Origin of the sequence: Neisseria zalophi (assembly GCF_008807015.1) — a bacterium.
Lineage (GTDB): Bacteria > Pseudomonadota > Gammaproteobacteria > Burkholderiales > Neisseriaceae > Neisseria > Neisseria zalophi.
On the sequence record NZ_CP031700.1, the window covers coordinates 316,103 to 340,814 of the forward strand.

General features: G+C 47.1%; 22 protein-coding genes. 7 read left to right on the top strand and 15 right to left on the bottom strand.

Annotated features, from left to right (window positions below):
- Positions 1 to 33: 33 nt before the first annotated feature.
- The 3 genes from D0T92_RS01435 to mltA all read right to left on the bottom strand — a co-directional run bounded on the left by D0T92_RS01435 (position 34) and on the right by mltA (position 3,202).
- On the bottom strand, positions 34 to 435 hold the full coding sequence (locus D0T92_RS01435) for a DUF4878 domain-containing protein (protein ID WP_151049524.1): 402 nt from the start codon (positions 433 to 435) through the stop codon (positions 34 to 36).
- Positions 436 to 761: 326 nt separating this feature from the next.
- Entirely contained in the window at positions 762 to 1,769 is a 1,008-nt protein-coding gene (locus D0T92_RS01440; RefSeq protein WP_151049527.1) for an IS5 family transposase, read from the bottom strand.
- A gap of 101 nt (positions 1,770 to 1,870) precedes the next feature.
- The gene (gene mltA, locus D0T92_RS01445) at positions 1,871 to 3,202 is read right to left on the bottom strand and encodes a murein transglycosylase A (RefSeq protein WP_151049529.1); all 1,332 of its coding nucleotides are present in this window, start codon (positions 3,200 to 3,202) and stop codon (positions 1,871 to 1,873) included.
- A 408-nt stretch (positions 3,203 to 3,610) separates the two neighbouring features.
- Here mltA and efeU point away from each other — a divergent pair, with 408 nt between their 5' ends.
- The 3 genes from efeU (at position 3,611) to efeB (ending at position 7,021) form a co-directional block, all read left to right on the top strand.
- Entirely contained in the window at positions 3,611 to 4,459 is an 849-nt protein-coding gene (gene efeU / locus D0T92_RS01450) for an iron uptake transporter permease EfeU (protein WP_151049531.1), read from the top strand.
- Position 4,460: 1 nt separating this feature from the next.
- Positions 4,461 to 5,642, top strand: coding sequence for an iron uptake system protein EfeO (gene efeO, locus D0T92_RS01455; RefSeq protein ID WP_151049533.1), 1,182 nt, complete (start codon positions 4,461 to 4,463; stop codon positions 5,640 to 5,642).
- A 101-nt stretch (positions 5,643 to 5,743) separates the two neighbouring features.
- Positions 5,744 to 7,021 (top strand): iron uptake transporter deferrochelatase/peroxidase subunit, encoded by a 1,278-nt coding sequence (gene efeB, locus D0T92_RS01460; protein ID WP_151049536.1) that lies wholly within the window; start codon positions 5,744 to 5,746, stop codon positions 7,019 to 7,021.
- Positions 7,022 to 7,098: 77 nt separating this feature from the next.
- Here the strand turns inward: efeB and D0T92_RS01465 are convergent, their stop codons facing one another.
- The 3 genes from D0T92_RS01465 to D0T92_RS01475 form a co-directional block, all read right to left on the bottom strand.
- Positions 7,099 to 8,010, bottom strand: a complete 912-nt coding sequence (locus tag D0T92_RS01465) for a c-type cytochrome (RefSeq protein ID WP_151049538.1) — start codon at positions 8,008 to 8,010, stop codon at positions 7,099 to 7,101.
- Positions 8,003 to 9,355 (bottom strand): c-type cytochrome, encoded by a 1,353-nt coding sequence (locus tag D0T92_RS01470; protein ID WP_151049540.1) that lies wholly within the window; start codon positions 9,353 to 9,355, stop codon positions 8,003 to 8,005. Before D0T92_RS01470 ends, D0T92_RS01465 begins: the two co-directional genes overlap by 8 nt.
- 416 nt (positions 9,356 to 9,771) lie before the next feature.
- Entirely contained in the window at positions 9,772 to 10,659 is an 888-nt protein-coding gene (locus D0T92_RS01475) for a DegV family protein (RefSeq protein WP_151049542.1), read from the bottom strand.
- 365 nt (positions 10,660 to 11,024) lie between these two features.
- Between D0T92_RS01475 and D0T92_RS01480 the strand changes: the two genes are divergently transcribed.
- Positions 11,025 to 11,516, top strand: a complete 492-nt coding sequence (locus tag D0T92_RS01480) for a dihydrofolate reductase (RefSeq protein WP_151049544.1) — start codon at positions 11,025 to 11,027, stop codon at positions 11,514 to 11,516.
- Between the two features lie 104 nt (positions 11,517 to 11,620).
- Here D0T92_RS01480 and D0T92_RS01485 read toward each other — a convergent pair whose 3' ends face one another.
- From D0T92_RS01485 to D0T92_RS01495, 3 genes are all read right to left on the bottom strand, one after another.
- Complete coding sequence (locus D0T92_RS01485) at positions 11,621 to 12,352, bottom strand: LOG family protein (RefSeq protein ID WP_151049546.1); 732 nt, start codon at positions 12,350 to 12,352, stop codon at positions 11,621 to 11,623.
- Between the two features lie 109 nt (positions 12,353 to 12,461).
- Positions 12,462 to 13,709 (bottom strand): M48 family metallopeptidase, encoded by a 1,248-nt coding sequence (locus D0T92_RS01490; protein WP_151049548.1) that lies wholly within the window; start codon positions 13,707 to 13,709, stop codon positions 12,462 to 12,464.
- Positions 13,710 to 13,978: 269 nt separating this feature from the next.
- Entirely contained in the window at positions 13,979 to 14,929 is a 951-nt protein-coding gene (locus D0T92_RS01495) for a D-2-hydroxyacid dehydrogenase (protein WP_151049550.1), read from the bottom strand.
- A 200-nt stretch (positions 14,930 to 15,129) separates the two neighbouring features.
- On the opposite strand from D0T92_RS01495, the gene D0T92_RS01500 reads away from it, so the two are divergent.
- Positions 15,130 to 15,456: an FKBP-type peptidyl-prolyl cis-trans isomerase gene (locus D0T92_RS01500; protein WP_151049552.1), complete on the top strand. Its 327-nt coding sequence runs from the start codon at positions 15,130 to 15,132 to the stop codon at positions 15,454 to 15,456.
- A 71-nt stretch (positions 15,457 to 15,527) separates the two neighbouring features.
- Here D0T92_RS01500 and D0T92_RS01505 read toward each other — a convergent pair whose 3' ends face one another.
- The 6 genes from D0T92_RS01505 to D0T92_RS01530 all read right to left on the bottom strand — a co-directional run bounded on the left by D0T92_RS01505 (position 15,528) and on the right by D0T92_RS01530 (position 22,145).
- Positions 15,528 to 16,184: a DUF799 domain-containing protein gene (locus D0T92_RS01505; RefSeq protein WP_151049554.1), complete on the bottom strand. Its 657-nt coding sequence runs from the start codon at positions 16,182 to 16,184 to the stop codon at positions 15,528 to 15,530.
- Positions 16,184 to 16,552, bottom strand: coding sequence for a DUF4810 domain-containing protein (locus D0T92_RS01510; protein ID WP_404821662.1), 369 nt, complete (start codon positions 16,550 to 16,552; stop codon positions 16,184 to 16,186). The genes D0T92_RS01505 and D0T92_RS01510 overlap by 1 nt, the downstream gene beginning before the upstream one ends.
- Positions 16,553 to 16,566: 14 nt before the next feature.
- Positions 16,567 to 17,232 (bottom strand): CsgG/HfaB family protein, encoded by a 666-nt coding sequence (locus D0T92_RS01515; protein WP_151049558.1) that lies wholly within the window; start codon positions 17,230 to 17,232, stop codon positions 16,567 to 16,569.
- Positions 17,233 to 17,716: 484 nt separating this feature from the next.
- Positions 17,717 to 20,347 (bottom strand): leucine--tRNA ligase, encoded by a 2,631-nt coding sequence (gene leuS / locus D0T92_RS01520; RefSeq protein ID WP_151049560.1) that lies wholly within the window; start codon positions 20,345 to 20,347, stop codon positions 17,717 to 17,719.
- A gap of 225 nt (positions 20,348 to 20,572) precedes the next feature.
- Complete coding sequence (gene trpC / locus D0T92_RS01525) at positions 20,573 to 21,355, bottom strand: indole-3-glycerol phosphate synthase TrpC (protein ID WP_151049562.1); 783 nt, start codon at positions 21,353 to 21,355, stop codon at positions 20,573 to 20,575.
- 184 nt (positions 21,356 to 21,539) lie between these two features.
- Positions 21,540 to 22,145 carry a trimeric intracellular cation channel family protein gene (locus D0T92_RS01530; protein WP_151049564.1) on the bottom strand — a complete coding sequence of 202 codons (606 nt, stop codon included), beginning with the start codon at positions 22,143 to 22,145 and terminating at the stop codon, positions 21,540 to 21,542.
- Between the two features lie 169 nt (positions 22,146 to 22,314).
- On the opposite strand from D0T92_RS01530, the gene D0T92_RS01535 reads away from it, so the two are divergent.
- Positions 22,315 to 23,460, top strand: a complete 1,146-nt coding sequence (locus tag D0T92_RS01535; protein WP_191963681.1) for a THUMP domain-containing class I SAM-dependent RNA methyltransferase — start codon at positions 22,315 to 22,317, stop codon at positions 23,458 to 23,460.
- 195 nt (positions 23,461 to 23,655) lie between these two features.
- On the top strand, positions 23,656 to 24,663 hold the full coding sequence (gene bioB / locus D0T92_RS01545) for a biotin synthase BioB (RefSeq protein ID WP_151049571.1): 1,008 nt from the start codon (positions 23,656 to 23,658) through the stop codon (positions 24,661 to 24,663).
- Positions 24,664 to 24,712: the final 49 nt, after the last annotated feature.

The window sequence follows — 24,712 nt, forward strand, 5'->3', positions numbered from 1 at the left end:
TAATATCAGCCATCTTTTTCCGAATATGTTTTTTTATAATCGAACTTTCCATCCGTCGTCGGTTTTGATTAATCTAACATTGTCATCTTTGGTTTCGCCCTGTTTAAAACGGATATGTACCTCTACTTGGGCGGCATCATTATTCTCTCCGGAAATAACCGCGGGATCAGCAGAAATCTCATCTATACCGCCATATTCATCCGCATAAGCTTTTTGTTGAGAAACAGCGGCTTTCACTTTGCCATTCAGCATATCTTCTACACCGGGTTTATTTTTTTCTTGATCGGGAAAATGAATCATCGCAATAACAGCTTCTGCATCGCCTTCATAACTTTTTTGAGTAAAATCTTTAGCGGTATCCTCGGGAGAATGGCCGGAACAAGCAACCAACATCATCACGGCAAGGGTAGAAAGTGACTTTGACAATATACGCATATTAAATGTCTCCTTATAGAAATAATGTATTAATCAGGTATTGGTTGGTTTTAGATTTCTGATTATTTAGAATCATATTCTAAAATCCGGTAATTGCATACTTCCAGTCATATAGTAATCACTCATTATGTAATAAAAGTTAAAACAAACATCGCTTGCCAAAACATATAAACAGAGGCCGTCTGAAAAACTTTCAGACGGAGACCTTTGCGAAATAGTCCTTCACCCGACAGCCGAACTCCAAACACAGGATTTCGGCTGTTTTTGACCGCAATATCCCCTTTATTACTCCTCAGATGCCTAATTAATAGGCATCCGGCTGCCTTTTAGGCAGCAATAGGCGCACGTAGCCTGTTGGCCGCCTTCAACAGGTTCAAACATATCGCTTTCAGATGACTTTGCGCCGCTACTTTCTCCAGCCCGAAGTAGGCTGCCCGGGCATAGCGGAATTTACGGTGCAGCGTACCGAAACTCTGTTCCACTACATAACGGGTTTTCGATAAATATTTGTTGCGGCGGGTTTGCGCTTCCGTCAGCGGACGGTTGCGATGGGATTTACTCATAATGCCGTCTTTCAGTTTATATTCTTCCAGATACTTTCTGTTTTCCGCACTGTCATAACCTTTATCCGCATAGACCGTTGTCTCTTTGGCAATGCCTGCCAATAAAGGCAACAGATGTTTGCACTCATGGGCATTGGCCGCTGTAATATGCAGCTTCTCAATGTAACCTTCCGCATCGGTACGGGTGTGCTGCTTATAGCCTAATTGATGATGACCGTTCTTCTTCACCCAACGGGCATCTTTATCTTTGCTCGGTGTGGTTTGACCGGTTATCTCTCCTTCGCTATCAACCTCTATAGACTGACGTTGCTTACTGCCGGCCGTCTGAATAATCGTCGCATCAATAACGGCAGCCTGCGCCTTCTCTACCTTTAAGCCTTTCTCAGTCAGTTGGCGATTAATCAAATCCAACAGCTCGGCCAAGGTATTGTCTTGTGCCAGCCAGTTGCGGTAACGGCAAAGGGTACTGTGATCGGGAATATTCATCTCGTCAAAATGACAAAACAGGTTGAAATCAATACGGGTAATAAGACTGTGTTCGAGTTCGAGGTCGGAAAGACTGTGCCATTGGCCGAGTAAAACGGCTTTAAACATAGCCAATAAGGGATAGGCGGGACGGCCGCGGTGGTCTCGGATATAACGGGTTTTCTGACGATTCAGATACTGCTCTACCGGCTGCCAATCAATCACCTGTTCGAGCTTTAATAAAGGAAAGCGGTCAATGTGTTTGGCAATCATGGCTTGGGCGGTTTGCTGAAAGAACGTACTCATGAGAAATCCCTTAAATATCTTTGGTGAAGAATTTAAGGGATTTTTGGGGTTTTTGCAAAGGTCTCAGACGGCCTGTTAATGAATATCGAAACAATTATTAATTAAGGGCGATATTCCGGCATAACACCATTCGGTAATAGCTGCCATACATAGCCGGTATGTTTCTGCTTGCCTGCTACCGCGCCGGCTTCGTCACCGTAGCCCCAGAAATAATCGACACGAACCGCGCCTTTAATTGCGCTGCCGGTATCTTGCGCCATAATCAGGCGGTTAAGGGCATATTTTTGGGTTGGGTGAACCGTGGCCACAAATAGCGGTGCGCCCAAGGTAATGTAATGGCGGTCAACCGCGCCGGCATATTGTCCCAATAACGGCGTACCGAGTGCACCAATCGGGCCTTCGCCATTACCCGGCAGTTGGCGGAAGAAAATATAGCTGGGATTTTGCCCCAAAACTTCGGCCAAGCGTTGCGGGTTCTGCTGCATATAGGCTTTGATGCCCTGCATAGTGGTTTGGCCAAGCGTCAAATAACCGCGGTTGGCCATATAGCGGCCGATAGACACATAGGGATATTCGTTTTTATCGGCAAAACCCAAACGGATAAAGCGGCCGTCGGGTGTTCTCAAACGACCCGAACCTTGAATATGTAAGAAAAATAATTCAACCGGATCATCTGCATAACCGAGTATGGGTGCTTTACCGTCGAGTGCGCCGCCGTTAATTTGAGCACGGGTGTAATAGGGTACAAATTGATTGCCGACAAAGCGCCCTTTTAAGGCACGGGTACGATTGCTGATGGGGAATTGTGCCAGATTGGCACTATAAGGGCCGTTGGCATCAATCACGCCTTTATTTTGCCCGGTTTGGCGCACATGTATGGTGCCTTTGCTGTTGCGCAAGTTGGCCGGTAAATCAATGGAAACAAAATCATTGGGAATACCGTATATCGGAAAGCGGGCTTGGCGGGTTTGTTTGGCATCGCCGTGTAAAACCGGCTCGTAATAACCGGTAATCGTGCCGCCCAATTTACCGTTTTCACTTACTTCCCACGAGGTAAAGTATTGCTCAAAAAAAGATTTAGCCTGAGCGTTTTGATAAGGTGTTTGCGCTGCTTGTACACAGACATTACGCCAATTAGGTTGGCCTTGAAGCTTTTCACAACCGAGGCGGAATGCTCGTAAGCTTTCGACAAAATTCTGCTGCTGCCACTGCGGCATGGTTTGGTGCGACACCACCTTATAGCTGGCTCCGCCACCCGGTGTATGGATATAACCTAAAGGAGAGGGGGTACCGGTAGGCATCGGTGCTCCGGGTTTCACGGGCGGCATGGGTTGCGGCGTCGGCAGGGGTTTGGTTTGTTTGGTACCGCAGGCGGCTAAAAAAGCGGCGGTAAGACTCAAAATAGCAAAACGATAGATTTTTTGGTGATTCATAACTCAATTTATCATACAGGCTGTTTAAACACTTGGTTTCAACAGCAAATTTTTAAAATATTTCCACAGCAAAACAGCATAAAACAGGGCTTCGCTGCACCTAAGCAGACTAATCTGCCCCTACTTGGTTCATTTTCAGACGGCCTTGAGAATGTAAAGACTGTCTGAAAACACCAATCTAATCGGAAGCATTCTAACATAAGCATAAATTATGCTGTGCTTTCCTATTTCACATATATAAAATTTTGTTTTAAAAAGTAAGTTTTTTATTATGAGGCCATCTGAAACAGTTTCAGACGGCCTTATTATGGTCATAATTTTAATTGCAATTAATAATAAAAATAATTTGCATTTAAATTTAAACAGGTATACCGTAAAAAAGAATAGCCGTTGAAAAGTTTGGTTTTTATGTTTATTGCTTTTTTAATTATGTTGCGCGAAGGCATTGAGGCCGCGCTGATTGTCGGTATTGTTGCCGGTTTCCTGCAGCAATCCGGAAACAGCAGACTCATGCCTAAAGTTTGGCTGGGGGTTGTTCTAGCCGTGCTGATGTGTGTCATTTTAGGCTATACCATATATACCGTAACAGGTGAAATCCCGCAGAAACAGCAGGAATTGGTTGTCGGCCTTATCGGGCTGGTGGCCGTCGGTATGCTGACCTATATGGTCTTATGGATGAAAAAAGCCGCCCGTTCGATGAAGCAACATCTTCAAGAATCCGTTCAGGCGGCCTTAAATCGAGGGAATGGTCAGGGCTTGGCCTTGGTCGGCATGGCGTTTTTAGCCGTTGCCCGCGAAGGTTTGGAAAGCGTTTTCTTTCTGATTGCGGTTTTCGAACAAAGCCCTTCTTGGCGAATGCCTGTCGGTGCATTGGCCGGCTTGGCCGTTGCCGTTTTAATCGGTGTATTGATTTATCAAGGCGGTATGCGCTTGAATCTGGCCAAGTTTTTCCGTATTACCGGCGCCTTTCTAATTGTGGTGGCCGCAGGGCTTTTGGCCGGTTCGCTGGGTGCTCTGCACGAGGCGGGTGTATGGAACCATCTGCAAACCATCGCATTCGATACTTCGCATATTTTGCATCAAGACAGCCCCTTAGGCGTTTTGCTTGGCGGCTTCTTTGGCTACACCGACCATCCGACCCAAGGCGAAATATTGGTATGGCTGATATATCTCATACCGGTTATGTATTGGTTCTTACGCGGCAGCAAACCTGCTGTTCCTCCACAATCTTTAAAAACACATGAAAAAGAGGTTTAACATGAAAACACTGAATATGACTGCTTTATCAGTCTTACTGGCATTCGGTTTGGCTGCCTGCCAACCGCCCGAAGCGGAACAAACCGCTCAAACAACCGACGGTAGCGGCGCATCGGCGGCTCCTGCAACCAATGAAGACGGTTCGGTGAACGTATCGGTGAACGATACGGCCTGCGAACCGATGGAATTGACTATTCCCAGTGGTAAAGTCGTGTTCAATATTAAAAACAACAGCGGCCGCAAACTGGAATGGGAAATTCTAAAAGGCGTGATGGTGGTAGACGAGCGCGAAAATATCGCCCCCGGCCTGAGCGATAAAATGACCGTCACCCTGCTGCCGGGCGAATACGCCATGACTTGCGGCCTGTTAAACAACCCGCGCGGCAAACTCACCGTAACCGACAGCGGCTTTAAACGTGCGGGCGGCGAAGCCGATTTGGAAAAACTTGCCCAACCGCTGGCCGAATATAAAGTTTATGTTCAAAAAGAAGTGGATCAACTGGTTCCCAAAACCGCTGCATTTGTTGCCGCAGTTAAAGCCGGTGAAATAGAGAAAGCCAAATCCATGTTTGCCGATACCCGTAGCCATTACGAACGTATCGAACCGATTGCCGAATTGTTCAACGAACTCGATCCCGCTATTGACGCGCGTGAAGACGATTTCAAAGCCGGCGCCAAAGACGAAGCCTTTACCGGTTTCCACCGTATCGAATACGGCTTGTGGGTGGATAACAGCACCGAAGGTTTGGCACCGATTGCCGACAAACTTCAGGCTGATGTCAACAAACTTCAAGCAGAAATTAAAGATCTGACCTTCCCGGTAGGCGGCGTGGTCGGCGGAGCTTCCGAATTGATTGAAGAAGTTGCCGGCAGCAAAATCAGCGGCGAAGAAGACCGCTACAGCCATACCGACTTGAGCGACTTTAAAGCCAACGTTGAAGGTTCGCAAAAAATTGTCGAGCTGTTCCGCCCGATGATTGCCGAGAAAAACCAAGAAATCTTGGATAAAACGGATGTTAACTTCAAGCAGGTTAATGAAATTCTGGCGAAATATGAAACTGCCGACGGTGGTTATGAGACCTACGATAAACTCACCGATGCCGACCGCAAAACCCTACAGGCGCCGATTAACGCATTGGCTGAAGATTTATCTAAATTACGCGGTACTTTAGGTCTTGAATAACCCTATCTGAAGTATTTGCCGACCCTTTTCAGACGGCTTAAAAACAATATTTAGGCCGTCTGAAAATCATTTAAGAAATACCAAATAAATATATATCGATTATGAATAAAGACAACCCATCCCCAGCCCAACCCGAAAAACGCACCCTGCTGAAAACCGCATTGGCAGCAGGCGCCACCGGCATTGTCGCCGCAGCAGGCGGTATTGCATGGGGTACAAAAAAGGGCAAAGAGGAAGAAAAAGCCGCCCTTATGCAGCATAATCCGCAAAGCTATGATTGTTATGGTACACATCAGGCCGGCATTACCACGCCACCGCAGCAATTCGGCATTATGGCCGCATTTGATGTGTCCGCCAAAAATCAAAAAGATTTGGAAAAGCTGTTGCGTGTTTTAACCGCACGGATTGAGTTCCTTACCCATGGCGGCGAACTGCAAGACGAAGACATCAAACTCCCGCCTTCCGGCAGCGGTATTCTCGGCAAAGTTTTCCAACCCGACGGCTTAACCATTACCGTTAGCGTCGGCTCCAGCCTGTTTGACGAACGTTTCGGTCTGGCCGATAAAAAGCCCATACATTTGCAGGAATTAAAAGATTTCTTTAACGACAAACTCCAAGCCCAATGGTGCGATGGTGATTTAAGCGTGCAAATTTGTGCATTCTCACCCGAAACATGCCAAAACGCCTTGCGCGATATTATTAAAAATACCGCCAATTGGGCCGTTATCCGTTGGAGTATCGACGGCTTCCTGCCCAAAACCCAACCCGGTTCCGCCCCGCGCAACCTACTCGGTTTCCACGACGGCACCGCCAACCCCGACGTATCCGACCCCAAAATTGCCGACGAGGTATTATGGACGGGCATCGCCGCCAACAGTATGGACGAACCGGCTTGGACCAAAAATGGCACTTATCAGGCCGTGCGCATTATCCGCCATTTTGTCGAATTCTGGGACAGAACACCGTTGCAAGAACAACAAACCATTTTCGGACGTGAAAAATACAGCGGCGCACCCTTGGGTATGAAACATGAGCAAGATGCCCCTGATTACAGCAAAGATCCCGATGGCGAAGTGATTCCGACCGACAGCCATATCCGCGTAGCCAACCCGCGTGATCCGGAATTTATGAAGAAACACCAGCTATTCCGCCGTCCGCTCGATTATTCACGCGGGCTTTCCAAAGCGGGGCAGCTTGATGTCGGTTTGGTCTTTATCTGCTATCAGGCCAATCTTGAAGACGGTTTTATCTTTGTACAGAAACTTTTGGATACCGAGCCTTTAGAAGAATACATCAGCCCGTTTGGCGGCGGTTATTTCTTCACCCTGCCCGGTATTGAAAAAGGCGAATTTTTAGGACAAGGTTTGCTGACTGCTTAAAACAAGCCGATAACGTCAAATATTCAAATCAAATGGGGCGGATAAACTATCCGCCCCATTTTTGTTTACTCAACTACTTAATAACGTGCATCCTTCGGTTTTTTACCATTCGGCCAGTCGTTTACTTTACCGGCAAAATCAGGGCGCGGTTGGTGGGTGAAAAATTCGGCAATATCTACCGCATCTTGTTCACTTAGCAAATTACCTTCCCCCCACATACCTTTGGTGTGAACCCCCATCGGCATAGCGGCTTTAATAAAGGCGGCAGCTTTATAAGTACGCGCCATACCTGCTCCGATATTAAACGATTGATCCCCCCACAAAGGTGGAAAAGCAAAATGGCCCGTTCCGTCTTGCTTACCCTCACCATTACTGCCGTGGCAGCTGGCGCAATATTGAGCATAGAGCTGTTTGCCCCGGCCGGGATTCGGTATTAAATCGGTATTAATAGAAACGGCATTGACAACATCTACTCGCTGACCTTTCGGTACATCCTGCCCCAGCCATTTCATATAAGCAATCATGGCTTGCATCTCTTCACTGTCTTCAGGCAGAGGTTTGCCATTCATAGAACGTTGGAAGCAACCATTAATCCGGCCTGCCAAATCCAATTCTTTACCCGCACGGGGCATTTCGCGCGGATAACTATTATATGTATTGATATAAGGATTACCGCCCGGCACTTTACCTTGGGCAATATGGCAGCTATTACAGTTGAGCTGATTGCCCACATATCCGGGCAACAATCTTTTAGTTTCGTTTAACAAGCGTTGGCCATAACGTATTTGCGTTGCATTAGGCTGTTTGTCTATATCGCTGTCTGATGGTAAAGCATATTCACCAACCACTTTTTTATCTTCACCCTTACCAACAACTACAGGATAACTATCCACTTTATTTTCAAAAGTTTGGCTACTATTATCCCGACATGCAGACAAACTCAACCCTAATCCCACAATCGCCGCAGTCAATATCGTGTATTTATTCATGATGCGCTCCTGATGCGGTATTCGGAACAAAATTTTGGGCTTTCCCATTCACAAATGCACGGATTTCAGCCACTTCTTTACTATTCGTTTCCGGTGCCTGATTGGTCCAGCCGTTACGTACAAAATTCACCACTTCAGCGATATCTTCATCACTAAGATTCTTGAATCCGGGCATACTGAACGCCATCACATCATGACCGTTTTCCGGCATACGACCGCCTTCCAAAGTAATTTGAATCACCGATTGCGGGTAGCCGGCATAAACCGCACTATTTTTATTTAAAGCAGGGAAAATGCGTTCCACACCATTCCCGTCAGCACGATGGCAGACTTGGCAGTGTTCAGCATAAAGTAAAGCTCCTCTCCCCACATACTGACCACTTTGTAACATAGCGGTTGTCTTATCCACTTTAGCGGGTAATGCCGTAACCTTACCGGGAGTAGGAGAGAGTGTTTTTAAATAAGCCGAAATGGCTTGAATATCTTCCGGCAACCAATAACGAGTACTATGTTCTACTACATCAGCCATCGCACCAAAAGCCGCGCTGCGTTCGGTTCTGCCTGTCGCCAGAAAGTCTGCTATTTCTTTGGTATGCCAAGAAGCCAGTCCACGGGCATCACCACGTAAACTTTTGGCTCGCCAACCATCAATCACCGCACCATTTAAGAAATATTTACCATCTTCGCTTAAAGCTTTTTCCTGATAAGCGATACCGCGTGGCGTATGGCATGCGCCACAGTGTCCCGGCCCTTCTACCAAATATTTACCACGGTTGAGCTGTATATTGTAACGACCATCCGGTTCGAAACTGCGTTTGGGCGCAAACATCGCCTGCCAATAAGCCAGCGGCCAGCGCCAATTTAATACAGGTGGAATCGTGCTGCCTGCATTCTTCTGCTTCACACTCTCCACACCCTGCATAAAATAAGCATAAAGTGCCTGAATATCGTCATCCGGCATTACCGCATAAGAAGCATAAGGCATGGCCGGATATAAAGGCGTACCATCCGAACGGATACCATGTTGTACTGCTGCTTTAAATTGATTGTAGGTATATGAACCGATACCTGTTTCTTTATCGGGTGTGATATTGGTGCTGTAAATGGCACCCAGAGGCGTTTGCATTGCCAAACCACCCGCATAAGCACGGCCTTTCGGTGCGGTATGACAAGCAAAACAATCGGAAAGTGCGGCGATATATTCTCCCCGCCGGATTTGCTCTGCATTAATTTTTACGGTAGCTTGGCCGGTTTCATGGCGCTGCCGGGTAAGCAATTCGCTGCCACCATAAGCCAGACCCAGCAATATAGCCGCTGCCAAAACGGTTTTACTGACTGTTTTCATAGTGTTCCTGCTATTCTCATTTGTAGAAATTTTTTCGCAACGGCATACTTTTACATTTGAAATGTATTTCCGCTGCAAAAAATTTATGGATTATTTTTTATAAAAACCATTTATTTTCAATTAATAATCTCTTATATTCTATATATAATATATATCAGCCACAAAAACCACCAGTTATAAATTAAATCTTATATTTTTTGATTTAAATCAATATAAATAACAACTTATAATTATTTATATTATCTTCCTTTATTTTCTATTCATATAAAAATAAGCCGTCTGAACCATATTGCTCAGACGGCTTATAATCATTTCCAACAAAAAATTAATCAATACCTATTTTATTAAAATATCCAATACCATAAGTATTATCATTTCATACAAATAGGATTAAATATAGTATTGTTTTATTTATATTAATCTTGAATTTTTTCAACAATACCGATGCCTATCGCATCTAATCCCGTATATACGCCGACAGCAGGCGAAACCGGAATACCGCTTTCTAAATGTAAACCTGTTTTTTTATTCAATTTACACGCAAACTGATTATACAACGCACCATCACCACAATACCCTCCTGAAATCACAAGATGGGTCGGATTTTTATCTGCCGTTATCACCATGAGCGCTTCAATCAACCGATCAATCATCTGATCATTATTTTGAATACTGGCTAAATGTGAAATACCTTTTTCATTAAACCGTAATACAGTTTTCAAACCCAGCCAATCATTAAAAGCAGCTCCCATGCGCAATAAGCCGTTATTCCGTGTTAATGGTGTTAACGATTGAACTGCCAACAGAATTTCACAACGCGGTTTGAGTCTTTCTAAATAATCCACCACTTCGGCAGATGTTTTTCCCAAAGAAAGCAATCTGATGGCTTCTAATGCAAAAAAACCTTCCGGCATAGCGGTGGTACCGGTATCAATCACGTGAATTTTCAGATCATTGGCCATTTCTTCCGCCAATTGACGTATTAATTCTGCTGTATCGCTCAATCGGCTACTAATTGTCGTAACAATAGCTTCGTGATAACCCTGAGATTTAAGATAATAAAATGTTTTACGCAAAGACTCTTTATCCGGTGGGGAAGTAGTAATGACCTCTTTGGGATGGCTGCGCAACCAATCTGACAACTCTTCTGCTTTTAAATCCAATCCGTCTGCATATTTTTCGCCGCCCATCTGAACGGATAAGCGCAAAATATCGATAGGACTATTACGGTCGAGTACACTATCAAGCATACCGGTAGAAGTTGATAAAACGGCACAACGGTAGAGTGAATACGAGCCGGCCACAATGTTTCCCTTCATTTCTTAAAATAATTAATATGCATAATAAAAAGTCGGATTATTTTCATTGCAGTTACACAGCACTTATATTTTTTATTTTGTTTTTTATAAGAAAATAATCGGTTTAATTTAATGATAAGCGGTATTTTTTATTTTGTCTATGACAATCAATAATAGACTAATATCTAAAATGAAATTTTTATCGTTTAATAGATATTTCATTAAAAATAAATAACGAAATATTTAAAATAAATAAAATTTTGATGTTGGAATATATAAAACCCAAAAATTAAGGAAAAATACAGCTTCAGACAATATTTGGATATTCGATTAAAATCTACTTATTCAAATACCAAATCATGGGAAAATCTATGCAAAAAATCACCCTTATCGCTGCTTGCGCTCAAAACGGCTGCATCGGCATCAACAACACCATGCCTTGGCACTTGCCCGAAGACTTCGCCTTTTTCCGTGCCTATACCACCGGAAAACCCGTTATTATGGGACGCAAAACCTGGGAATCCCTACCGAAGAAACCCCTACCCGGGCGCCGCAATATCGTGATTACCCGACAAGCGGACTATATTGCCGAAGGCGCGGAAACCACGCCTTCTCTAAAAGACGCATTGGCAAAATGTGCCGATGCCGCTGAAATCATGATTATCGGCGGCGCGCAAATCTATGCCGAAGCACTCTCAGTCGCCACTGATTTACGCATCACGGAAGTAGATCTAAAGATAGACGGCGATGCCTTTTTTCCGCCCATAGGCAAAGAATGGCAAATAAAAAACCGTGAACAACATACTGCCGCAAACGGTACCGTATATGCTTTTGTGCATTATGAAAAACCAAATTCAATATAAATAAAAAAGAACTGAATCTGTTTGAATACATGATTCAGTTCTTAATAAAATCAAAAAATTATCGATTTAATAAATAAAATAGACTAGTTTTCAGACGGCCTTTCTTACAAGCCCAATTCCCAAGTATTGTTTTGTGATTCGCACATACTTTCCAAACGGTTTTCATAGTGGGCGAAAATATGTTCGATGATTTCGTCTTCATCATCAATCAGTTGGATTAAATCCAAATCTTCCGGTGAAATCAGGCCGTTGCCGAGCAGTTGTTCTTTAATCCAATCGAGCAGGCCTTTCCAGAAAGCGGAGCCGACTAAAATAATCGGGCGGCTGGGGGTTTTGCCGGTTTGTACCAATGTTAGGCTTTCAAACAATTCGTCCATCGTGCCGAAACCGCCGGGCATCACCACATAGGCAACGGCATGTTTCACAAACATCACTTTGCGTGGGAAAAAATGTTGAAATTTAATAGATAAATTCTGATACGGATTGGCATTTTGTTCGTGCGGCAATACGATATTCAAACCGACAGCCGGGCTTCTGCCGGCAAATGCGCCTTTATTGGCCGCTTCCATAATACCCGGCCCGCCGCCTGAAATCACGGAAAAACCGGCGTCGGAAAGTTTGCGTGACAGGCTTTCGGTAAACAGATAATCGGGGTGCTCGGCTGGTGTACGCGCACTGCCGTAGATACTGACGGCAGGCTGAATCGCCCGCAGCTCTTCACCTGATTCGACAAATTCGGAAATGATTTTCAACACATGATACGATTCGCGCGCCTGAATATCGCGGCGGGTCTCTTCCGGTAAAATCGGTGCGGGTAGTTTATGGTAAAGGTTCATAGTATGACTTTCGCTTTAGGATGCGGCATTTTAACCGAATATGTGGGAAAAGGCCGTCTGAAAAATCGAATATGTTTATTTTATGCTTTTGGGCTATGATATAAACCGTTTATGAAACCTTTTTCAAGGCGCTTATCCGTTCTCTTGCGCCCGGGTGAGAATCATAAAAACGGGCATACCATTTATCGGATACCAAACTGGCGGCATTGCTGCGGTAGAGCTTGATTAAGGCGTTAATCAAGTCGTTGCCGGAAGCGGTTTTGGCGGCGAAACGGTCGGCTTCAAATTCGTTTTTACGCGACATCAAACTGCTTAAAGGTGAAAACGGAAAGGTAAAAAGCGGCAATACCATAAAAAACAGCAGCAGTGCCATGGCATGGCTGGGATAAGCGACCCCCAAGCCCTGATAAAAAGCGGCCTGCGGCATGAGCAGCCCTAGAATAAATAAGATAACCAACGCTAAAACAAAGGTTATTATCATCTGTTTAACAATATGTTTGTGTTTAAAATGGCCGAGTTCGTGTGCCAATACGGCTTCGACTTCGTCCGGCTGCATATCTTCAAGCAGGGTATCGTAAAACACTATCCGCTTATTGGTGCCCAAGCCGGTGAAATAGGCATTGCCGTGCCCCGAGCGCTTGCTGCCGTCCATCACAAAAATGCCGTTGCTTTGAAAACCGGTACGGTTAAGCAGATTTTCAATTTGTTGTTTCAGACGGCCTTCGGGCAGGGGTTCGAAACGATTAAACAAAGGGGCAATCCATTTCGGAAAAGCCCACAACATCAACAGGGAAAAGCCGAGCCACACACACCACACCCAAAGCCACCACAAGCTGCCGGTAACACCCATTAAATAAATCACCGCATACAATAGCGGTACACCAATCACCGCACCCAATAATAAGCCTTTGAAACGGTCGGCAAAAAATGTAACCGGTGTGCTGCGGTTAAAGCCGAAGCGGGCTTCGAGCTTGAATGTCGAATACCATTCCATCGGCAGGCTGAGTATGCTGTTGACCAAAGTAAAAAGAACAATCAGCAATACGCCTTGTGTAATAGGGCCGTCTGAAAACTTGATGCTGAGTGCGGCCAAAACATTCAAACCGCCGCCTAGTGTGAACACCAGCAATAAAAATGCTTCGAATAGAATTCGGTAGCGGGCAAAGCGTTGCTTGGTCAATGTGTAATCAGCGGCTTTCTGATGTTCTTCAAGCGATACGGCCGATACAAAATCGGCAGGCACATTGCCCCGATGCCTCAATACCGCACGGCTTTGGCGGATGGAAAGATACAGTTGCAGCAAAGTGGAAAAGGCGAAGAAAAATAAAAATAAGATATAGATGGTGTGGTTATTCATTTAAAATATAAATCCAATAGAAACAATATTGTAGCGTAAACCCTACAATGTTTTAACCAATATACGGCTATGCTGGCTTTAAATAAACCGCCTCAGTATAATAATTAACAGCAACTTTTCATAACTGTTTATCCTTTCGGAAAAACATGAAGTTCGGCCCTTGATTGATTTCAAGGGTTTTTTTTATGCGTTTATTTTGCTTAAACAATAACGGTTTATTGTATTTTTAAGGCGAATATTTTCAGACGGCCTCTTGCCTAATATGGCCTTCAAACCACATTCTTAGGCGTTCCGGCAACAAAATGCTTAATATTATCCAACAAGATATCAAATAAACGGCTGGTCGCTTCATTGCTGCCCCATGCCATATGCGGCGTAATAATCAAATTCGGCAAACGGGCTTTTAGCAGCGGATTTCCATCACGCGGCGGCTCTTGCGTTAATACGTCTACACCCGCCCCGCCCAGTCCGCCGTATTTCAATGCCGCCACCAAAGCATTTTCATCAACCAAACCGCCACGGCCGCAATTAATCAATACCGCGCCGATTTTCATCTGCTGTAATTCTGTTTCCCCAATCATATTGACGGTTTCCGCCGTAAGCGGGCAATGTAGGGAAATCACATCGGCGGATTGAATCGCTTCATCAAAAGAAACATAATCCTCACGCACGGTTTGCGCGTGTTTGTGTTCGCCGAATATCACATTCATACCGAATGCCCGCGCATAACCGGCCAAAGTGTTTCCGGTACTGCCGCGCCCGAAAATAGCCAGGGTTTTGCCGTTTAAATCGTGTATCGGTGCGCCGAAATGGCAGAAATAAGGCGATTTTTCCCACACCCCTGCTGCGATATCGCGCTGATAAGCCGGCAGATTACGCATAAGCGCAATCATCAGCATAAAAGCATGTTCAGCAACGGAATCATTACCATAATTACGAACATTGCACACGGTAACACCAGCCTGATTGGCCGCCTGCATATCAATATGGTTTACACCGGTCGCCCCCACGGCAATTAGTTTAAGATTTGCGGCGGCAGCAATGCTTGTTTTATCCAACACCACTTTATTGGTAACCACAATATCCGCTTCTTGAATACGCTCGGCGGTTTCTTCGGGTAGGGTATTTTCATATTCTTTGATTTCAAATGGAAAATCAAAAACAAACGGTTTGCCCGGCAATGTGCCGCGATCTAATACCACGATTTTTAAAGTATTCATTATTTCTCTTTCCATTACATTATATTATGCGTTTTTATATTGCTGATTATGATACACGACAAGCCATCGGGAAACACAAACTGTTTCCACGTTTCTTCAATATGCCGAATTTATGATAGCGATAACCGGTTTATGGTTTTTTCACCGCCGGCTCTATGCTATCCTTGCGGCTTAAAAACCGATAAAGAAAGTAAAACACCATGAGTTTGAAAATTGAAGATATTGTTACCGGACACGGTGCCGAAGCCGTTAAAGGTAAAGAAATCACCGTACATTACACCGGTTGGTTGGAAGACGGCACCAAGTTTGATTCCAGTTTAGACCGCCGCCAACCACTCACCATCACTTTAGGCGTCGGCCAAGTGATTGAAGGCTGGGACGAAGGTTTCGGCGGTATGAAAGAAGGCGGCAAACGCAAACTGACCATTCCGCCGGAAATGGGCTATGGTGCACATGGAGCCGGCGGCGTGATTCCGCCTAATGCCACTTTGATTTTCGAAGTGGAATTATTGAAAGTTTATGAATAAAACATTTTGTTTTATCTGATATAAAAGTGGCCGTCTGAAACCTTTCAGACGGCCTTTATAATAAATATCAATTACTTATTATGTTGGGTATGATAATGCGGTGATCTTGGCCCGTACAAAATACCTTTAGGCGTACCGGCCGACAACAAACGAGAACCAGTCATCTGTGCAATATCATAACTTCTATCGCTCACCGAGCTGGCAATCTGTTCAACTACAGCCTGCACCAATGCGCCCAATAACCCCGCTTGATTATTGCCTCTTTCAAGCGAGGAAGCGGTTGCCGAACCTGTCCATAATTCTTTGCCGGTGCGGGCATCTACCAGTTTCGCTTCGGCGCTGACACGGGTATTGCTTTGAATAACCTGATATTTCGTACCATATTCGGTTACCTTGATATACAAAACCGCATCGGCACCGAAAATTTCATTTAGCTTATCCAGTTGCACATCATGAATATCACCCGGATTGGTCAAACCGTTTTGTTTAAACGTTTCTTCCACCACCGCTACCGGAAAAACATAATAACCGGATTCGGCCAAAGGCAAGGTAACCGCAGAAGCCATACCTGCCGTTGCGTTTACATCGGGCGATTCGTTTAAAGGCGGTAAAACCAGAATCGATTTGGGATCACTTTCTTTAAAAGCTGTGTAATCATACGGTTGTTGTGTGGCACAGGCCGATAATGCTAAAGCGGCCACCAAAGGTAATAATTTTAAGCTGCGCATTATAATTGACCTCCACGGGCATTTTTCAACAAGAAATCCATAAATACCCCAGATTCGGGGAACAATTGTTTTTCTTGTTCAAAATGTTGGATAGCCTCATCATTATTGCCGCTATCAATCATCAACAAACCCATGTGAGCATGAGCACCGGGGGCAACGTTTTGTTTTTTACTCTGAGCTTTTTTAAAATATTGCGTCATCGCATCAACTTGTTCGCCAATCGGTTTACCGTCACTCTTTAAATGTTGATAAACGGTTTTGCTGTTGTCACCCCAATAATAGAGGTTTTTATTACCGCCCATCGAACAACCGGCCAAAACAACCGCAGCAGCCACCATCACGGCATATCTGATCTTATGCATTTTCATTTTCAGACGGCCTCTTAACGTAAAGGTGTCCAAGCGCCGTTTTCAATACCGGCTACCAAATTATTCACGGCTTCACGGATGGCTAAATCCAATACTTTGCCGTTTAAGGTTGCGTCGTAACCGGAAGTACCGCCAAAGCCGATAATTTCACGGTTTGATAATGAGTATTCACCGGCACCTTGAACTGAATACACCACTTCGGAAGTACGCACATTCACCACATTTAATGCGACTTTTGCATAAGCAATTTGCGATTTACCACGGCCTAAAATACCGAAGAGCTGATGATCACCGACATCTTTACGGCCGAATTCGGTTACATCGCCGGTAATCACAAAATCGGCTCCTTTTAATGCTTGGCTACGGCCACTGATATTGGCTTCTTGTTTCAATGCGCTCAATTCAGTACGGTTCAATACATTAAAGCGGTTGGTTTGTTGCAGATGTGTTACCAAAATGGTTTTAGCCTGACTGCCCAAACGGTCTTGGCCGTCTGAAAACACACCTCTTTGGAAACTTGAACGGTTGTCGAAATTACCCACAGAAATCGGTGCCCGAACCCCGTGATATTGCGTGTTATAAGAAGCGACCTTAGCTACTTCAACCGCACGGGAAGATTCAGTCGCACAACCGGCAGCCGATAGAGCCACAGCAATCGCCAAGAAAATTTTTTGTTTCATAAACGTACCACTTTCTAGAAAACGTAAGAAATAACAAAATGATATTAAGCTGTTATATAAGCCGCTTTCATATCGCCCATATCCGACAATCTAAAATCGGTTAATCAGATTAAAATTTATCAAAATTTAATTTTAAATTTCTTAAATTAACATTTATATCATACGTTTATAAAGAGAACAACTGTATTTTTTACTTTACATCAATGCTTGGTTCTATAAAAAATTTATCTTTATAAAATATAAAGTTAAATAAAAAAATAATTAGTAATACTGTATTATATCTGCACATATTTAAATCGTAATTTAAGCCTGTGAAAATAGGTTTATTAATCATAAAATTGTTGATAAATGTTAAATTTTAATATTTATCATATAAAAAGGCCGTCTGAAAGGTGAACTGCACCTTAATGGGTTGGAGGTGTCCAACTTTTGGGGTGCAGTTCAACCTTTCAGACGGCCTGATCATTCAAACAACCGGCTTCAATCAAACCACAATATTCACCAAGCGGCCGGGCACGACGATAATTTTCTTCGGTGTTTTGCCGTCCATAAATTTAATCGCGCCGTCGGTGGCCAGTGCGGCGGCTTCAACCGTGGCTTTGTCGGCATCGGCGGCAACGGTGATTTTACCGCGCAGTTTGCCGTTTACCTGCACCATGATTTCGATTTCCGATTTCACTAAGGCGGCTTCATCGGCTTGCGGCCAGCCGTTTTCCCACAAGGCGGTATCGGGGCGCAACGTGCTCCACAATGATTCACAGATATGCGGCACAATCGGCCATAGCAATTGCGTTACCGTTTCCAATACTTCTTGGGCGACGGCGCGGCCTTGTTCGCTGCCGGTGTCGGTTTTGTCGTATTGGTTGAGCAATTCCATGATCGCGGCGATGGCGGTATTGAATTGTTGGCGGCGACTGTAATCGTCGCTGACTTTCACAATGGTGGCGTGCAGTTTGTGGCGTAATTCTTTGAGCGCCTTATCCAAACCGTCTTGGCTGCCTTGGAAGGCTTTTGCCGGTGCGCCGGCTTTAACGTATTCGAAAACGGTACGCCACAGGCGGCGCAGGAAGCGGTGCGCGCCTTCCACGCCGGCATCGCTCCATTCGAGCGACTGTTCGGGCGGCGAAGCAAACATCATAAACAGGCGGGCGGTGTCGGCGCCATAGGCATCAATCAGCTCTTGCGGGTCGACGCCGTTGTTTTTCGATTTCGACATTTTTTCCACGCCGCCGATAATCACCGGTTGGCCGTCGGCACGCAATACCGCAGCAACGGGGCGGCCCTTTTCATCGGTTTGCACATCCACTTCGGCGGGGTTGAACCATTGTTTTTTGCCGCTTTCGGTTTCGCGGTAATAGGTGGCCTGTAATACCATACCTTGTGTGAGCAGGCTGGCAAACGGTTCTTTCACGGGCACAATATTTTCTTCGTTCATCAGCTTGGTAAAGAAACGGGCATACAGCAGGTGCAGAATAGCGTGTTCGATACCGCCGATATATTGGTCGGCCTGTTGCCAGTATTGCGCGGCTTTGGGGGCGACCATGCCGTCTGAAAACTGGGGCGACATATAGCGGAATTGATACCAGCTCGATTCCACAAACGTATCCATGGTATCGGTTTCGCGTTTGGCCGCGCCGCCGCATTTCGGGCAGGTGGTTTCATAAAATTCGGGCATTCTGGCCAACGGCGAGCCGCTGCCGTCGGGTACGACGTCTTCGGGCAACACAACCGGCAGTTGGTCGGCGGGCACGGGCACGTCGCCGCAGTGTTCGCAGTGGATAATCGGAATCGGGCAGCCCCAATAACGTTGGCGTGAGATGCCCCAGTCGCGCAGACGGTATTGGGTTTTCGGTTCGCCCGCACCCAATGATTGCAGTTTGGCGGCAATGGCATCAAAGGCCGTCTGAAAATCCATGCCGTCGAATTCGCCGCTGGCGGTTAGGCGGCCGTTTTCTTTATCGCTATACCAATCCTGCCATTGATCGGCATCAAACTGATTGTCGCCGACGGCAATCACCTGTTTAATCGGCAGGCCGAATGTGTGGGCGAATTCAAAATCGCGTTCATCGTGGGCGGGCACGGCCATAACCGCACCGTCGCCATAACCCCATAAAACATAGTTGGCAATCCACACTTCCAGCCTGTCGCCGTTGAGCGGGTTTACCACATAGCGGCCGGTCGGCACGCCTTTTTTCTCCATGGTCGCCATATCGGCTTCGGCCACGCTGCCGGCTTTGCATTCGGCAATAAAGGTTTGCAAATCAGGGTTTTGAACAGCGGCCGCAGTGGCCAGCGGATGCTCGGCAGCTACGGCAACGTAGGTGGCGCCCATCAGGGTATCGGGGCGGGTGGTATAGACTTGCAGGTATTCGCTGTCTTTGCCGGATAAACCTTGTTTGCTGTCGTCGGCAATGGCGAAGCGTACGGTCATGCCGCGCGATTTGCCTATCCAGTTGCGTTGCATGGTTTTGACTTGCTCGGGCCAGTTTAAGCCTTCCAAATCGGCCAACAGCTGTTCGGCGTAATCGGTGATTTTGAAGTAATACATCGGGATTTCGCGTTTTTCGATTACTGCGCCCGAACGCCAGCCGCGCCCGTCGATAACCTGTTCGTTCGCCAATACGGTTTGGTCGACCGGATCCCAGTTTACGGTGCCGTTTTTACGGTAAATCACGCCTTTTTCAAACAGTTTGGTGAATAAAAGCTGTTCCCAACGGTAATATTCGGGGGTGCAGGTGGCCAATTCGCGTTCCCAGTCGAAAGCAAAACCGAGGCTTTTGAGCTGGTTGCGCATATAGGCGATGTTTTCATACGTCCATTTGGCAGGAGCGATTTTGCGGTCGATGGCGGCATTTTCGGCCGGCATCCCGAAGGCGTCCCAACCCATAGGCTGTAATACGTTGAAGCCGTTGAGCAGTTTGAAACGGCTTAATACGTCGCCGATGGTGTAGTTGCGGACATGCCCCATGTGCAGCTTGCCGCTGGGATAGGGAAACATGGAAAGGCAGTAGTATTTGGGTTTGGAATCGTCTTCGGCCACGTTGAAAATACGGGCGGCTTCCCATTTGGCTTGTGCTGCCGGTTCGACGGCGGATGGTTGGTATTGTTCTTGCATGATTTTTAGCAGCTTATTAAAAGTAAAGAAATAAAGCGGAATTATAGCAGTTTCGGGCAGGGATTCGGGGAAATGTATGCGGGTGCGGTTTTAGTGCGGACGGTGTTTGATGGCCGCGTTCGGCTTGTGGGGATTTCAGGCCGTCTGAAAAGTTTGGTATGCGTGTTGCGGTGCGGATTGCTTCGGGTCGGCAATCCGCACAATATAACTATCAAAATATTGATATTAAAATAATTTTTTCACTTCGGCTTCGATATCGTCGGCGCGCATAAAGGTTTCGCCGATTAAGAAGGTGTGTACGCCGTGGCCGCGCATAAAGTCGATGTCGTCTTTATTGCGGATGCCGCTTTCGGTCACCACGGTTTTTCCGGGCAGTTCGGGCAGCAAATCCAAGGTTTGTTGCAGCGATACCTCGAAGGTGCGCAGGTTGCGGTTGTTTACGCCCCATAAAGGGGTTGTCATATTGCGGCATTTGGCCAGTTCGGACGGGTCGTGCAATTCAAGCAATACCGTCATGCCCAATTCGTGTGCAACCTGTTCGAATCGTTCGAGTTGTTCCGCTTCTAAGGCGGCGGCAATCAGCAACACCGCATCTGCGCCCCATGCGCGCGCCTGATAAATCTGATATTCGTCAATCATAAAATCTTTGCGCAAAACAGGCAGCGGAACGGCGGCTTTTACTTGTTTCAGATAGTCGGGCGAGCCTTGAAAATAGTGTTCGTCGGTTAACACCGAAATACAGGCGGCACCGGCGCGGGCATAGGCTTCGGCAATCGCGGCCGGGTGAAAATCAGGGCGGATTAAGCCTTTAGACGGGCTGGCTTTTTTCACTTCGGCAATCACGGCGGGCAGGTTGTCGGCATGTTTGGCTTGTATGGCGGCAAAAAAGCCGCGCGCAGGCTCGGCGTCGGCCGCTTGTTGTTTGATTTGGTCGAGCGAAACGGCGGCTTTGGCAGCGGCGACTTCTTCGGCTTTGGTCGCCAGAATTTTATTTAAAATATCGGACATAATCGGCTTTCGTTAAACAAAGTGTTTCAGACGGCCTGAAACGCTGTGCCGCCCATAAGGTTGAAGCGGCTTATTATACAAGCTGCGGGCGGGCAGATATAGTTGGCCGTGTTATCGGGTTGGGTAAGGCTAGGCCGTCTGAAACAACAGTATGGTTTTTCAGACGGCCTGATAACAATATCGGCTAAAAGCGGGGCAGCCGCCACGAAACGCGGTATGCCCACAAGCGCAGCAGATAACCGCCGACCAATAACAGATTTAATGTAAACGGGTTAATCCAACCCAGAGCATGCAAGGCATAGATGGCCAGCCCGACAATAATCGATACCGTGCCGTAAAAATCTTGGCGCAAAATCATCGGAATATCGTTCACCAGCGTATCGCGCACAATGCCGCCGCCCACTGCGGTAATAAAGCCGAGCAGCACCACGCCGAAGATATTCAAGTCCATCATCAGGCCGGCTTGGGCGCCGGTAATCGTAAACGCCACCAGCCCCAACGAGTCGGCCAATAGAAAAACCGCCGCCAGTTCGCGCTTTTTGCTTTGTTGCAATTTAAACAGCCACGACAACAACAGCGTCACACCGATCACCCACCAAGCGGTATTGTGGGTAAACGCCAGCGGAATGCGGCCGATAATGGCATCGCGGATAATGCCGCCGCCTACCGCCGTTAATATGGAGGTAATCAATACCCCGAGCAGGTCGAGCCGTTTGCGGACACCCACCAGATAGCCCGACATGGCAAAAGCCGCCGTGCCGATCATGTGGATGATTTCGGTTGCATTCATAAAATAAAACGCTAATTCATTTGTCAAAAAAGAGGCCATTATAAAGGCGTAAACGCTGCCGACTAGAGGCCGTCTGAAATATTTCTGCACCGAGGCGGATACACGGCTATAATCGGCTACTTATTTCTACCGCATTCAGACAGCCTGAATGCTTCCACACAAAGAAAGTATCATGACTCAATATTCCCTATTTGCCACCTGCCCGCGCGGGTTGGAAACCGCACTATCCGAAGAACTCACCGCACAAGGCTGCAAAGATATCCGGCCGACCGACGGCGGGGTATCCTGCAAAGGCACGCTGGAACAGGTTTACCGCATCAACCTGCATTCGCGTACCGCCAGCCGCGTGTTGCTGCAATTAACCAAAGGCAGCTACCGCGATGAAAAAGACATCTACACCCTCGCCCGCAATATCCGTTGGAGCCAGTGGTTTAAACTCGAACAAACCTTTAAAGTGAAAGTGGAAGGCCGCCGCGCCCGTGTGAAGAGTTTGGATTTTGTCGGCCTGAAAATCAAAGATGCCGTGTGCGATGCGTTTCGCGAAACCCATCAGGCGCGCCCCGATGTGGCCAAAATCCGCCCCGATATCCGCATTCATGCGTTTGTGAGCGAAGACAGTGTGCGTATTTTTATCGACACCAGCGGCGAGGCCTTGTTTAAACGCGGTTATCGGCAAGACAGCGGCGAAGCCCCTTTGCGTGAAAACTTAGCCGCCGGATTATTGCTGTTGGCCGGTTATGACGGCTCCCAACCGTTTCAAGACCCGTTTTGCGGCAGCGGCACCATCGCCATCGAAGCAGCATGGATTGCCACCGGCCGCGCGCCCGGCCTGATGCGCCGTTTCGGTTTTGAAAAGCTGCAAGGGTTTGATAAAGCTTTATGGACGGCTATCCGCCGCGAAGCCGAACAGCAGATTCGTTTTCAGACGGCCGCCCCCATCGAAGGCAGCGACAACGACCGTTATATGATCCGCACCGCCCAAACCAATGCGCAGGCGGCAGAAGTGGACGGCTTGATTCGCTGGCAGGTTTGCGATGCGCAAGCCGCCCGCCCGAATGGTGAAAACGGCATTATGATTGCCAATCCGCCTTATGGCGTGCGTTTGGCCGAAGTGCAGGCCCTGCAAGCCTTATATCCGCAACTGGGCACATGGTTGAAACAGCATTATGCCGGCTGGCTGGTCGGCATGTTTACCGGCGACCGCGACATGCCCAAGCTGATGCGGCTGTCGCCCAAACGCAAAATCCCGCTTTATAACGGCAATATCGACTGCCGCCTGTTTTTGATGGATATGGTAAAAGGATCGAACCGCTGATTAAGCCGGAAATCGGCGCATAAACGCCCTTTTCGCAACAGATGATTGTCAGACCTACACAAACTGGCTAAACTTCCCCTCAGGCCGTCTGAAAGATTCAGACGGCCTGAACCACACCGCTGCTGCAAACATTGCGCTTGCAGCCCTGCACGTCAGCGACATTGCGCCGCTGCAAACTTGAAAGAAAGACACGCCATGACCGTATCTCCTGTTGCCCTGCGCCGGAAAACCGAGCGCAAACCGCACCCTACCGCCCGCTACTGGCGCAAATGCCAAGTGGAAGAACTGTTCGAACTGCCGTTTCTCGACTTGGTTTATCAGGCCGCCGAAGTCCACCGCCAACATTTCAATCCGCGCGAAATCCAATTGTCCACCCTGCTGTCTATCAAAACCGGCGGCTGCCCCGAAGATTGCGAATATTGCCCGCAATCGGCGCACTACAACACCGGTTTGGAAAAAGCCCGCATGATGGATGTGGAAGAAATCGTCGAGAAGGCCAAAATCGCCAAAGCACGCGGTGCCAGCCGTTTCTGCATGGGCGCGGCATGGCGCGGCCCCAAACCCAAAGACGTCGAAACCGTATCCGAAATCATCAAGGCCGTTAAAGGCTTGGGTTTGGAAACCTGCGGCACCTTCGGCATGCTCGAAAACGGTATGGCCGAAGACTTAAAACAGGCCGGCCTCGATTACTATAACCACAACCTCGACACCGACCCCGAACGCTACAACGACATTATCCACACCCGCCAACACGAAGACCGCATGGATACATTAGGCAAAGTGCGCAGCGCCGGTTTGAAAGTATGTTGCGGCGGTATTGTCGGCATGAACGAAACCCGCCCTGAACGCGCCGGCCTGATTGCCAGCTTGGCGAATCTCGACCCGCAACCCGAAAGCGTGCCCATCAACCAATTGGTGAAAGTGGAAGGCACGCCGTTGGCCGATGCCGAAGAATTGGACTGGACGGAATTCGTGCGCACCATCGCCGTTGCCCGCATCACCATGCCGCAAAGCTATGTACGCCTTTCCGCCGGCCGCAGCGACATGCCCGAAGCCATGCAGGCCATGTGTTTTATGGCCGGTGCCAATTCGATTTTCTACGGCGACAAACTGCTCACCACCGAAAACCCCGAAGAAGACGGCGACCGCATGCTAATGGAAAAACTGGACTTGTATCCGCTGCAACATCAGAGTGATTCGTAATACCGCTGCCGTTTAAATATAGTGAATATCATCAGGCCGTCTGAAAAAC